General features: G+C 34.7%; 10 protein-coding genes. 4 read left to right on the top strand and 6 right to left on the bottom strand.

The window, feature by feature from the left end; all coding sequences use genetic code 11:
- Positions 1-5 precede the first annotated feature (5 nt).
- The 4 genes from IRZ80_RS09345 to panB form a co-directional block, all read right to left on the bottom strand.
- Entirely contained in the window at positions 6-776 is a 771-nt protein-coding gene (locus IRZ80_RS09345) for a hypothetical protein (protein WP_194641295.1), read from the bottom strand.
- A 190-nt stretch (positions 777-966) separates the two neighbouring features.
- Entirely contained in the window at positions 967-2298 is a 1332-nt protein-coding gene (locus IRZ80_RS09340; protein ID WP_194641294.1) for an aldehyde dehydrogenase, read from the bottom strand.
- A gap of 77 nt (positions 2299-2375) precedes the next feature.
- Positions 2376-3065: an RluA family pseudouridine synthase gene (locus IRZ80_RS09335; protein ID WP_194641293.1), complete on the bottom strand. Its 690-nt coding sequence runs from the start codon at positions 3063-3065 to the stop codon at positions 2376-2378.
- 87 nt (positions 3066-3152) lie between these two features.
- Positions 3153-3971, bottom strand: coding sequence for a 3-methyl-2-oxobutanoate hydroxymethyltransferase (gene panB, locus IRZ80_RS09330; RefSeq protein WP_194641292.1), 819 nt, complete (start codon positions 3969-3971; stop codon positions 3153-3155).
- A gap of 124 nt (positions 3972-4095) precedes the next feature.
- On the opposite strand from panB, the gene IRZ80_RS09325 reads away from it, so the two are divergent.
- From IRZ80_RS09325 to IRZ80_RS09315, 3 genes are all read left to right on the top strand, one after another.
- Positions 4096-5544 carry an ATP-binding protein gene (locus IRZ80_RS09325; RefSeq protein ID WP_317174750.1) on the top strand — a complete coding sequence of 483 codons (1449 nt, stop codon included), beginning with the start codon at positions 4096-4098 and terminating at the stop codon, positions 5542-5544.
- The gene (locus tag IRZ80_RS09320) at positions 5537-6223 is read left to right on the top strand and encodes a response regulator (RefSeq protein WP_194641291.1); all 687 of its coding nucleotides are present in this window, start codon (positions 5537-5539) and stop codon (positions 6221-6223) included. The genes IRZ80_RS09325 and IRZ80_RS09320 overlap by 8 nt, the downstream gene beginning before the upstream one ends.
- Positions 6224-6335: 112 nt before the next feature.
- Positions 6336-8279: a KUP/HAK/KT family potassium transporter gene (locus IRZ80_RS09315; RefSeq protein WP_194641290.1), complete on the top strand. Its 1944-nt coding sequence runs from the start codon at positions 6336-6338 to the stop codon at positions 8277-8279.
- Positions 8280-8449: 170 nt separating this feature from the next.
- Here the strand turns inward: IRZ80_RS09315 and IRZ80_RS09310 are convergent, their stop codons facing one another.
- A complete protein-coding gene (locus IRZ80_RS09310) occupies positions 8450-9877 on the bottom strand; it encodes an L-serine ammonia-lyase (RefSeq protein ID WP_194641289.1) in 1428 nt (475 codons plus the stop codon).
- Positions 9878-10269: 392 nt separating this feature from the next.
- Between IRZ80_RS09310 and IRZ80_RS09305 the strand changes: the two genes are divergently transcribed.
- Entirely contained in the window at positions 10270-10437 is a 168-nt protein-coding gene (locus tag IRZ80_RS09305) for a hypothetical protein (protein WP_194641288.1), read from the top strand.
- A 71-nt stretch (positions 10438-10508) separates the two neighbouring features.
- Here IRZ80_RS09305 and IRZ80_RS09300 read toward each other — a convergent pair whose 3' ends face one another.
- Entirely contained in the window at positions 10509-12965 is a 2457-nt protein-coding gene (locus tag IRZ80_RS09300; RefSeq protein WP_194641287.1) for an outer membrane beta-barrel family protein, read from the bottom strand.
- Between the last annotated feature and the right edge of the window lie 56 nt (positions 12966-13021).

Here is a 13021-nt window from a genome sequence, read left to right as displayed (position 1 = left end):
AAAAGTTATTCATTTTCGGCAATACTGTTTATTCCTATAACTGCACTGTAAATGGCATAATTCATAGAATAAATAAAAGGTATTGTAAAAAACATACCGACACAGCAAGCCATAAGACCTATTAATGAACCAATAATTGCTACAACTATTAACCCTAATAAAACAATTGGCTGTTTGAAAACAATTTGAATACTGTATTTTATTGCATCCATTGCCTGTAAGTTACCAAATATAATCAGAGGAATGGTAAGAAGTGTTATAAACGATATGAAATAGTTAGTTATGATGCCCAGAAACTCAAATTTTATATATCTGAATAAAGTAGCCTGAGCAAATGCAATTGTAGTAATAATAAGAGTCGAAATGATAATTTCTTTTAAATAAGGTAATTTATAGAGTGAAAATAAAGAAGAAATCGGGAAATTTTCATCTCTGTCTCCATGATCTGCCATTTTTAAGAAAGCCGCCTGAAAAGGACTGAGCAAACAGGAAATAATTATGGAAATAATTCCCACGGTATCTATATTAGACTCAATAAGTTTTTCAATTTTAAGCTGTCCCGAAGAAAGTTGCTTTGTCATTTCGGTTACACCAACAATTGAGATTAATGAAAAAGCGCTGAAAGCAATGAATAATATGCTGAAGATAACTATAACTGATCCAGCATATAAAGCAATTTTCTTGTAATTTTCAAAGGCATGATTGAATACATCTCCAAAATCAATCTGGTATCCGTTTTTTTCAATTTCCTGTAATTTTTCTAAAGTTTGGTTCATTATATATTGTTAGATTAGTTATTCGTATATTTAAAAAGACTTTTTAAATGAAGCCTCGAGATCAATGATATTATATTCTAAATCACAATTCAATTATTATAAAGGTATGTATTAGTGTACAAATTTACTGTATTTTTTTTTATTTAAATGAAGAAGTTTTTTTGACACTTTTATATCTTTTTCTGAGTGTTTATAGCCAGTTCAATAATTTTTTTAAAGTACTAATTTTGCTGTCTGTATAAGGAGCATATCTTAGGTTTAAATCCAGCCAATTTGCTTTTTTTACAATTCCTTTATGATGGGAAAAAGTGTCAAAACTCAATTGACCATGATAAGCACCAATTCCGCTGTGGCCTACTCCGCCAAAAGGAAGTCTTTTGTTTGCAAAATGAATTATAGTATCATTAATACAGCCTCCGCCAAAAGAATGATTCAAAATTGTTTTTTTTGCAAATTTTCTGTCATCAGTAAATACATATAAAGCTAACGGCTTTTCATATCGTGAAATTATTTTATCAATTTCTTTTTCATCTTTATAAGTAATTATAGGAAGTAAAGGGCCAAAAATCTCTTCCTGCATCAGAGTGCTTTCAAGATCATTTTCTTCAATTAAGGTTGGTGCAATATAGCAGTCTTCAATATCAGTTTCACCTCTGAAAATTACTTTCTCCGGCTCGATCATACTGACTAAACGATGCCAGTTTTTTTCGTTTACGATTCGGGCAAAATCGGGAGAGTTTTTTGGGTTTTCTCCATAAGCATTTGTAATTTCATTTTTTAGGAAATTTACAAAATGACTTTTCATTTCTTCTTGAATCAAAATATAGTCTGGTGCAATACAGGTTTGTCCGGCATTCAGAAATTTCCCCCAGACAATTCTTTTAGCTGCAAGTTTGAGATTTGCAGTTTCATCAATGATGCAGGGGTTTTTACCGCCTAATTCAAGGGTGACCGGAGTAAGATGTTCTGCAGCGGCTTTTGCAACAATTTTTCCAACAGCAGCACTTCCAGTAAAAAAAATATAATCCCAGCGCTGTGCCAATAATTTTTTAGCAGTTTCAATACCGCCTTCAATTACTTTTACATGCTGATGATGGAATACTTTCTCTATAATTTTTAGAACTATAGCCGATGTCTTTGGCGTTAATTCAGAAGGTTTTAATACTACTTGATTTCCTGCCGCAACAGCCGCTATTAAAGGACCTACCGCTAATTGAAAAGGATAATTCCAAGGTGCTATAATTAAAACTTTCCCATAAGGTTCTTTTACAATGTAATCTGTCGAAGGAAAATTAAATATAGAGGGGATTACGTTTTTAATTTTGGCCCATTTTTCAATATTCTTTATTGTATCCTTTAATTCCCAAATAATATAACTGATTTCTGTAGCAATTGATTCAAATGGAGGTTTTTTGAAATCCTCAAGTAATGCCTGGATGATTTCATTTTCATTCTTGATAATTTCATCCATTAATTTTATTAAAGCTTCTTTTCTGGTACTAATATTTAATTTGTAACTCATAGTAAAAAAAGATTTAAGTCATTATCTAAGTGCAAGTTAAATTTAAAATTCAATATAAAATACTTTTTATACGAAATTTAAATAGCTTTCCAGATTACTTCATCTGGAGTTGGAGCAGTTATAATAATCTCTTCTTTCGAAACAGGATGAACAAAGACCAGCTTTCTGGCATGCAAATGGATGCCTCCGTCAGGATTGCTTCGGTCAAAACCGTATTTTAGATCTCCTTTTATTGGTGAGCCAATAGCTGACAGCTGTGCCCGTATCTGATGATGTCTGCCCGTGTGTAACTGGATTTCAAGTCCAAAATAATTATCCAGTTCCTTGATGATTTTATATTCCAGACTAGCTTTTTTACTATCTGGAACTTCTTTTGTATGGGCTTTTGAAGTATTATTTTTCTCGTTCCTTTTGATGTAATGAATCAGCGTATCTTCGCTTTTTGAAGGTCTGTTTTTGACTACTGCCCAATAGGTTTTTTGAGTTTCCCTGCTGCTGAACAATTCGTTCATTCGTGTCAAAGCCTTGCTGGTTCGGGCAAAAACTACAATTCCGGTTGTAGGCCGGTCCAGTCGATGAACAACTCCAAGGAATACTTCGCCAGGCTTATTGTATTTGTCTTTTATGTATTCTTTTACAACCTCGCTCAATGGCTTGTCACCCGTTTTGTCCCCTTGGACAATGTCGCCCACACGTTTATTTACAACAATCAGGTGATTGTCTTCGTGAAGGATTTGAAGATTATGTTTATTTGAAATTACTTTCATTGCTTTTTGAGTTGCTAAGATACTCAGATGCTAAGTCCCTAAGTTATGGAAAAACTTAGAAACTTAGCATCTCAGAGACCTAAAGTCTTAGTATTGTTCTTTCTCGTTTGGAAAATCCTGTGATTTTACATCGGTTACATATTGGCTGATAGCCGAAGTCATTCCTTCGTAAAGATTCATGTAGCGTCTTAAAAAACGAGGGCTGAATTCATTATTCATTCCCAGCATATCGTGGATCACCAATACCTGTCCGTCAACTCCGCCTCCGGCACCAATTCCGATTACCGGAATGGAAATGCTTTTTGCAACTTTTTCGGCCAAATGAGCAGGTATTTTTTCAAGAACTAATGCAAAGCAGCCCAATTGTTCTAGTAGTTTAGCGTCTTCAATTAACTTTTCGGCTTCTTCATCCTCTTTGGCGCGAACGGTATACGTTCCAAATTTATAGATAGACTGTGGTGTTAATCCCAAATGTCCCATTACCGGAATTCCAGCGTTCAGAATTTTTTTTATGGATTCTTTGATTTCTTTACCGCCTTCCAATTTTACAGCGTGACCACCGCTTTCTTTCATAATTCTAATGGAAGAACGCAAAGCCTCTTTAGAATCAGATTGGTAACTTCCAAAAGGCAGGTCAATTACAACCAAAGCTCTCTCTACAGCCCTCACAACAGATGAAGCATGATAAATCATCTGATCCAAAGTAATTGGCAGTGTTGTCTCGTGACCAGCCATAACATTGGATGCCGAATCCCCAACCAGAATTACGTCAACTCCGGCAGTGTCCACAATTTTAGCCATGGTATAATCATAAGCTGTAAGCATGGAGATTTTTTCGCCATTGGACTTCATGTCAATTAGTGACTTGGTGGTAACTTTTTTGTAATCTTTTTTAATTGCAGACATGTAATTTCCTATTTTATTTCCGAAATCTCGGGATTGAAATTGTTTTGAAAGTGTAAAAGTAATAAATAGAATTTTTCTAAATTGAGTTTTTAGAAAGAATATGTGGTTGAGAGCTAGTCAAATTGTGACATTGGTAATTTATTATATAGTTTTGGTGAATTTTGTTAAGATATGTAGTTTTTTAAGAGAAGGATTTCAAGGATTTAGACCTGACAGGTTTCAAAATCCTGTAGGTCTTACAATTGAAACCAAAAAATCACAATTGCCTGTCTCTACAAAAGATTGCAACGAAGAGCGGGAACCATTATTCCTAAAATGCCAAATCTTTCTGCTCCTGAAAATAATGATTGGTTTCAGGGAATTTGAAATCTTTATAAAATCTTTATATCCTGCTTCGTTATATTATAAAATACTTATAGGATATGATTTAACTTTGTCATATCAAATAAATACAGGGATTATGAATAGTATTTTGAATCAGATGAAGATTAAAAATCAATATTTGATAAGCGTTTTATCAGTTGGTATTGTTGCATCATTGTGTTTGTTTATCAGGGATTATTTAGACTACAAAATTGTTGGTTATCTGCTGTTAGTGGTCGTTTCAGTATTGTCGATGTTTTTGACAATTTTGCCAATAGTACTCAGCGCAGTTTTGAGTGCATTGATTTTGAATTTTTTATTTATTCAGCCATATTATACATTTCACATCAGCAATGCCGAAGACTCCTTATTATTGTTTTTGTTCTTCATTATTGCTCTAATCAATGCAGTTTTAACACACAAAATCAGAAGAGCTGAAAAGATATTGCAGGTAAAAGAGGTTAGAATTAATACGATGAAACTTTACAATGCCCTTCTGGATTCATTGTCTCATGAATTGCGAACACCGATTTCGACGATTATGGGAGCGATTGATACTATTCAAACCAAATCGGTGCCTATTTCTGAAGAAAATAAAGAAAACTTATATGCCGAGATTGAGAAAGCATCCTTGAGACTGAATCATCAGGTAGAAAATTTACTGAATATGTCCCGGCTGGAGTCAGGTGTTATTGAACCCAAGCTGGATTGGTGTGATTTAGAAGAATTGATTTATAATGTTTTGGATCATTTAAAGGATGATTTACAGTTTCATAAAGTGGTTGTGAAAACAGATGAAAATTTACCGCTTTTCAAGTTAGACTATGGTTTGATGCAGCAGATAATTTATAATTTGGTTTTTAATGCTTCACAGTACACGCCCAAAGGTGCCAAAATAGAAATTAAGGTTTCCTATAATGCAGATGTCGATTTTGAATATAATCCAGATAAAGTATTTCCGTGTGTAATCACAATTGCCGACGATGGCATTGGTTTTCCCGAAAGCGAAATTGATAAAGTATTTGACAAATTTTATCGACTTCAAAATTCCAAGACTGGAGGGACAGGACTTGGATTGTCTATTGTAAAAGGATTTGTCGAAGCGCAGCACGGGATAGTAACGCTTGAAAATAGGGAAGAAGGAGGATCGGTTTTTATCCTTCGTTTTCAAACCCTGATTATGAATACTAAAGAAATTTCAAATGAATAATGGTGTCCAAATTTTGGTAATTGATGATGAAGTTCAAATTAGAAAACTACTTGAAATCACATTGGATTCCAATGATTACAGAACAATTTTTGCCGTGAACGCAAAAGAAGGATTGTCGACTGCAGCCAATCATCAGCCTGATTTGGTTATTCTCGATTTGGGTCTGCCTGATGAGGACGGACAAGCTGTTTTGAAACGCCTGCGCGAATGGTATAAAAATCCAATTATTATTTTAACCGTAAAAAGTGCCGAAGATGAAATTGTAAAAGCGCTTGATAACGGAGCCAATGACTATTTGACAAAACCGTTCCGCACGCAGGAATTACTGGCTAGAATCCGGACAGCATTGCGGAATAATGTAACGGAGGAAAAAGAACTGATAATTGAATTTGGTTCGGTTTCAATCGATTTGGCTTCCAGAATTGTCAGGCTGAACAATGAAATTTTGAAACTCACGATGACAGAATACAATCTGCTTTCCATTTTTGCAAAAAATGAAGGGCGCGTATTAACTCATCAATATTTATTAAAACAGGTTTGGGGAAACAGTTATGCTGACCAGACACAATACCTCCGGGTCTTTGTTGCCCAGCTCAGAAAAAAGATAGAAGAAGACCCAAACCGTCCTAGGTTTATTATTACTGAATCTGGTGTAGGCTACCGATTCAATACAGGTTAAAATCAGCTAAGAAAGTTTAAAAAAGAATACAATTTGAAGTGTGTTATACGCCTCATACAGGACTTTCTATGTCCAAAAATTAATGAATAAATAAGAATAAATTTTAAATAAAATGAATAAATCAACGGTTCAAAAAGTTACAGCTGCATCACTTTTAGTGGCACTCGGAATTATTTACGGAGATATAGGAACCAGTCCGTTATATGTTATGAAAGCCATTATCGGGCAAAGAGAAATATCGAAACTATTAGTTTATGGAGGGATTTCGTGTATATTTTGGACACTTACTTTTCAGACAACTTTTAAATATGTTTTGCTGACACTTTCGGCAGACAATCATGGAGAAGGAGGTGTGTTTTCCCTCTATGCATTAGTCAAACGATTTGGAAAAGGAAAATTGGTGATTCCGACTATTCTGGGAGCCACAACGCTTTTGGCTGACGGAATTATTACACCGCCTATTTCTGTAGCTTCGGCTGTAGAAGGATTAGGTGATGTAGTTCCAAATATTCCAATACTTCCAATTGTTATTGTAATCCTGTCTGGTCTTTTCTTTTTTCAGCGTTTTGGCACCCAGAAAGTAGGATTCTTTTTTGGTCCAGCCATGGTGGTTTGGTTTTCCATGCTTTTGGTATTGGGATTTGTACAGATTTTGGAGCATCCTGCGATTTTGACCGCTTTGAATCCAGTGTATGCTTATGAGTTATTGGTTGAGTATCCTCATGGATTTTGGCTGTTAGGCGCTGTTTTCCTTTGTACCACTGGAGCCGAAGCCTTGTATTCGGATTTAGGACATTGCGGAAAAAGTAATATTAGAATCACATGGGTTTTTGTAAAAATTGCTTTGGTTGTCAATTATTTGGGACAGGCCGCTTGGTTAATGAATCAAAGCAACCCTTTTCTTGAAGGCAAAAATCCTTTTTATACAATAATGCCTCAATGGTTTTTGTTTTCGGGTGTTGTGATTTCGACTTTTGCTGCAATTATTGCTTCACAGGCATTGATAAGCGGTTCGTTTACATTGATTAATGAAGCGGTGTCACTTAATTTTTGGCCTCGGGTGACGATGAAAAACCCAACCAATTTGAAAGGACAGATTTACATTCCGTCAGTGAATACCATTTTGTGGATTGGCTGTATTTTGATGGTTTTGTATTTCAGGACTTCATCTAACATGGAAGCGGCTTACGGATTTTCGATTACGATCGCCATGCTGATGACGACAGTTCTTTTAAATTATTATTTGATTTACATCAAAAAAATGAACAGGATTCTCATTACTGCAGTCATAACAGTTTTTGTGGTTATTGAAATCGCATTTTTTGCGGCCAATATTGTCAAAATCAAAGAACGATGGATGTTTTTGTTTTTTGAGCTGTTTATATTTATGACAATGTATGTTTGGTATTTTTCAAGAAAAATTAATAACAAGTTGGTGAAATTTACCAATCTGACTGAGTACTCGGCAAAATTTAAAGAATTGAGCAATGATATTTCAATCCCGAAATATTCTACCCATTTGATTTATTTGTCAAAAGCCGACAGGGACTATGAAATTGAAGAGAAAATATTGAATTCAATTTTTTCTAAAAAACCAAAGAGAGCCGATGTGTATTGGTTTTTCCATATCAACCGGACAAACTCTCCTTTTGATCTGAATTATGAGGTTATAGAGCTGCTGGATGATAAAGTAATTAAAATTGTGTTGAATATCGGTTTTAGGATTCAGCCAAAAGTGGAATTGTATTTTAAACGAATTGTCCAGAATCTGATTGATAACAAAGAGTTAAATCTGCACATTCGTTCTGACGGTTCTACAAAATACAATGCGGAACCTGATTTTAAATTTGTTATTATTGAGAAGTTTTTGTCTGTAGAAAATGAGTTTTCTGTAAGAGACGAACTTTTACTGAACTCTTATTATATGCTGAAAAACATGTCTTTATCAGATACCAGAGCTTTTGGACTTGACAAAAGCGATGTTGTCATCGAAGAAATACCAATAGTTTATCATCCGATTACTAAACTGGAATTGGAAAGGAAGGCAGTTAGTTAGCAGTTTTCAGATTACAGAAGGCAGATTTCAGTCTGTGATAAACAGATAAAAAAGATTTCAGAATAAGAATATTAGCATCTTATCTGAAATCTTTTTTATGCTTCTATAATTTTCGATATTTCTAAAATCTGCCTTCTGCTATCTTAATTCTTTTGTCTGCTTTCTTAAACCTAACAATCCGCCATATTTACGGCAACTGCGAGTCCGCCTTCGGAGGTTTCTTTGTATTTGGAATTCATGTCTTTGGCCGTTTGCCACATAGTATCAATGACTTTGTCAAGAGATACTTTAGCATTTTTTGCATCAGTTGCCAAAGCAAGTTCTGCTGCATTTATCGCTTTTATGGCACCCATTGTATTTCTTTCAATACACGGAATCTGTACCAAACCTCCAATTGGATCACAAGTTAGTCCTAAGTGATGCTCCATGGCAATTTCTGCAGCCATTAAGACCTGCTCTGGAGTTCCGCCTATTAATTCGCATAAAGCGGCGGCAGCCATAGCACTCGAAACACCAATTTCGGCCTGGCACCCGCCCATTGCTGCCGAAATAGTAGATCCTTTTTTGAAAATACTGCCTATCTCGCCCGCAACCATCAGGAATTTTTTGATTTCGTTTTCGCCTGCCTGATGGTTTTCGATAACTAAATAATACATCAAAACGGCAGGAATTACACCTGAACTTCCGTTTGTTGGAGCAGTTACAACCCGGCCTAATGCAGCATTAACTTCATTTACCGCTAATGCAAAACAGCTTACCCATTTTAGAATCTGGCGGAACTTTACTTCGGTTTTTCTGATTTCTTCCAGCCATTCCTGCGGTGTAGAATAATTACATAGACCAATCAGATTTTGATGCATGTCAAAAGCGCGTCTTCGTACATGTAAACCTCCGGGAAGTATTCCTTCGGAATGGCAGCCAATATACATGCATTCCAGCATAGTGTTCCAAATACGCAGTAATTCGTGATGAATTTCTGTTTCGGGGCGCATGGATTTTTCGTTATCATAAACGATTTCAGAAATGGATTTATTTTCTTTGGCACAATAGGCCAAAAGTTCGCTTGCTTTGTTAATAGGGAAGGGGAAGGCGCATTTTATTGCAACTTTATTTTGGGCATTTTCCCGTTCTTCTTTGACAACAAATCCGCCTCCTATGGAATAAAAAGTAGAACTGTATTCTGCTTCGTTATTAAAATATACAGTAAATGTTAATCCATTAGCATGAAAAGGAAGAAAGTTTTTATTGAAAACAATGTCCTGAAGAATATAAAAGGGAATATTGATTTGGTTTCCCAAATGGATTTCGTTTTTGGCTTCAATCGATTTGATGATTTTGTTAATATTTTGGATAGGAATGTATTCTGGGTCTTGGCCGCTAAGTCCAAGCATAATTGCCAAATCGGTGGCATGTCCCTTTCCGGTTAATGAAAGAGAACCGTACAGATCTACTTTTACCCTGATGACAGTATTGATGTCGTAATCGCTTCTGAGTTCATTTAAAAAACGTTCTGCTGCACGCCAAGGTCCAAGGGTATGCGAACTGGATGGACCAACACCAATTTTTAACATATCAAAAACAGAGATACATTCTTCCATAAATTTTTATTTTATTGATGAACAAATATAATTATTAATTTATGTAATATTGACTATTTTGTTTTAATAAGTGTGAATTTGATAATATTAGCATGGGTTTTTGTTGATGCTTTATTGGATTGTTAAAAATGAAAGATAGGGAAAGAGCTGTTTTGTTTTTTTAAAGAAAAAAAATAAAGATATAGTGGAGAGCAGGACGGGTGTTTCCTAGAATTTATAATGTTTCTGCTCCAATAAAATATTAATTGTTCTTTAGTTAAAAGCCTGCCAGTCATTCCTTAGTTTTAGGAACAAAAAATATTTTGATAAAATGCTGTAGTTTTTATTGATTTTATTGGTCTGAAAAGATTTAAAACCTATATTTGTCGCTACATTCAAAAATTCCGGAAAACATGTTTGAATTTCAACAGTATTTAGGCTTTTTACTTTTCTTAACCATCCTTACAATGGGATTCTGGTTAATGTTTTTCTTAGTTGGTTTCGTATCTTACTGGGTAGGTGGAGCAACTTGGGAAGCATATAAAGAAAAGAGAGCAAAACAAAAAGAAGAAGAAGCTTAGTCTTTTTTTTGCTTTAAAATAAAAAAGGATTCGTATTACGAATCCTTTTTTTATTGTGTCTACTGAGAAGATTATCCAGGGAAATCGCCGCCTCCGCCATCTCCTCCGCCATCATTTCTAGGCTGAGCATTCTTTTCTCTTTCATTTTTCGCTTTGTTGAAACGGTAAGTAAACGATAAATTGAACTGACGTTTACGGAACTGCATTTCGCCATATGAGATTTGATTATCAAGATAGGTGTATGATCTCATTTTTCTGGTGTTGAAAATATCACTGATATTGAATGCAATTGTCGCTTTATCTTTCATTAGATCTTTACTGAAAGCGGTATTCATAGAAAACTGATCTAAGTTTTTTCCTTGTGCAGTTTTTTGTTCCCCATTATATGTGCCGTTCAGCTGCCAGTCAATTTTGTATGGCAAAGTTAATTTTGAACTTACTCTTGCAAACCAAGAGGTAGCTTGATTGTCAAGATTTTGTACTACAAGTTTTCCTGTCGTATCCGTGTAGCTGTGTTCTCCGGTTGTTTTTACATTGTATAAATTGAAATTACTGTTTATTCTCCATATTTTGAACGGATTATAATTTAAGGTAAATTCAAAACCAAATTTTTGTTCTTTTCCTAAGTTTATAGGCTGGCTTTTGATTACTGGAACTCCATTCACTTCATCACCTGTAGGTGACCGTACAAAGCTGAAAACATCTTTGGTGTCTTCAAAATAAGCAGAAGTATTAAAAGTTACTTTTTCCCAGCGTTTGATGTATCCAAAATCAAATTTATCTGTTAGAGAAGGATCTAAATCTGGATTTCCTTGAAAAATATTGACATTGCTAGAATAATTTACAGCAGGGTTCATGAATCGCCCTCTTGGTCTAGTTAAACGTTTGCTGTAACTTGTTGTTAAGTTACTTTGATCTGAAATTTCATAACTGATGAAAGCACTTGGAAACAAATTGCTGTATTTTTTAGTATTGAAATCTTTAGGGTCTTCTAATAAGTTAACTTCGATATTAGTGTCTTCCCAGCGCAGTCCAAATAAATAAGAGAACTTATTTGCTTTGAAACCATATTGAGTATAAAGGGCATTGATATTTTCTTTGTACTCTAAAGTATTTGATAAATTATCGATTCTTGCTCCATTTTCATCAAGAACGTAATATTCGTTGTTTAAGTCACCGAAACTTCCTTTATATCCAGCTTCAAACTGACTGCCTTTTCCCAATGGAAGAACATAATCAGCCTGAATTTGTGCTTGCTTTTGAATTTGGTTGTTTAAGGTGTTATTGTAGTTATTAGAACCTGTAATTATACTTTGGCTGTCATCAGTATTTCTTGAGATAGAAGCATCAACCGTAAGTTTGTGTCCTTTATCGTTGAAGTTTTTAATTAAGTTTGAAGTATAGGAGATATTTTCACTGCCTGTATCTCCAGTATTCAAACGATACGTTGAACCTGTGTAAATGCGGGAAGCGTCATAGTTATTGTAGTTGATCAAATCATTAGAATCGCCTGTATATTTTTCATAATTAATGGCATTTGTCCAATAAGTATTTGGAGCAACTGTCCATTCAAGTCCAGCTCTTCCATTAAAACCATCATTGGTTCTTTCTGTATCACGGTCTTCATTTAAATAATTTTTAATAGAACCGTCGTTATTAAAATACTGAGAATTCGTTTTACCGCCGCCTTCGTTCGTTCTGTGGTTGTAACCAGCAGTAGTGAAGTAGTTTAATTTTTCGGTTTTATAATTCACATTAGCAGTTAAACCATATGTTTCAGGAATACCTGTTGAAGCGATAAGAGTTCCGTTAAAACCCTGGTTTTTACCTTTTTTAAGTAAAATATTGATTATACCCGAACCGCCTTCGGCATCATATCGAGCAGATGGATTGGTAATTACTTCCACTTTATCAATAGCATCAGCAGGGAGCTGTCGTAATGCTTCTGCGATATTTACGGCATAAGATGGTCTTCCGTCAATTAAAATTCGGACGTTATCACTTCCTCTTAAACTTACATTTCCTTCGGTATCAACAGAAACAGAAGGGACATTATCCAAAACATCACTTACAGTACCGCCTTTTACCATCATATCCTGACCAACGTTATAGACTTTTTTGTCCAGTTTTATTTCAACTGATGACTTTTCGGAACGGACAACAACTTCATTCAGCTGTGAAGCATCATCTTCAAGTGCAATTGTGCCTAATGAAGTTTTTTCGGTTATGCTTTTTCCTTTTATGTCGACTGATTTAAAGGAAATAAATTCGATAGTAATGTCATAAACGCCAGGAATAACATCAGCTTCGTATTCTCCTTTGTTATTAGTAATTCCGCCGGAAATGGCTTTTGGATTTTTTTGATTCTTTAAGGTGATAGTAGCAAATTCTAAAGGCTGGTTACTTTTTTTGTCTACAATTTTTCCAGTAACCTTAACTTTGTTAAAAGAAGGAGGTCTTTGCTGGGCAAAATTGGTTAATCCTAAAAGTAAAAATAATAGGACTACATTAAATTTGAAATTTTTCATTTGTAATAAATAAGATTTCTGGGTAAGACGCAGAAATTTGAAAATAGTTTAAGTTA

This window comes from Flavobacterium sp. HJJ, from assembly GCF_015351475.1.
GTDB lineage: Bacteria > Bacteroidota > Bacteroidia > Flavobacteriales > Flavobacteriaceae > Flavobacterium > Flavobacterium marginilacus.
Note: the sequence above shows the minus strand (reverse complement) of the source record. Positions and strands in the feature narration are given on the sequence as shown.

What these genes read in the sequence shown, in the direction of transcription:
- IRZ80_RS09345 (WP_194641295.1), bottom strand. Translation starts at nt 776, where the DNA reads ATGAACCAAACTTTAGAAAAATTACAGGAAATTGAAAAAAACGGATAC.
- panB (WP_194641292.1), bottom strand. Translation starts at nt 3,971, where the DNA reads ATGTCTGCAATTAAAAAAGATTACAAAAAAGTTACCACCAAGTCACTA.
- IRZ80_RS09340 (WP_194641294.1), bottom strand. Translation starts at nt 2,298, where the DNA reads ATGAGTTACAAATTAAATATTAGTACCAGAAAAGAAGCTTTAATAAAA.
- IRZ80_RS09310 (WP_194641289.1), bottom strand. Translation starts at nt 9,877, where the DNA reads ATGGAAGAATGTATCTCTGTTTTTGATATGTTAAAAATTGGTGTTGGT.
- IRZ80_RS09305 (WP_194641288.1), top strand. Translation starts at nt 10,270, where the DNA reads ATGTTTGAATTTCAACAGTATTTAGGCTTTTTACTTTTCTTAACCATC.
- IRZ80_RS09300 (WP_194641287.1), bottom strand. Translation starts at nt 12,965, where the DNA reads ATGAAAAATTTCAAATTTAATGTAGTCCTATTATTTTTACTTTTAGGA.
- IRZ80_RS09335 (WP_194641293.1), bottom strand. Translation starts at nt 3,065, where the DNA reads ATGAAAGTAATTTCAAATAAACATAATCTTCAAATCCTTCACGAAGAC.
- IRZ80_RS09315 (WP_194641290.1), top strand. Translation starts at nt 6,336, where the DNA reads ATGAATAAATCAACGGTTCAAAAAGTTACAGCTGCATCACTTTTAGTG.
- IRZ80_RS09320 (WP_194641291.1), top strand. Translation starts at nt 5,537, where the DNA reads ATGAATAATGGTGTCCAAATTTTGGTAATTGATGATGAAGTTCAAATT.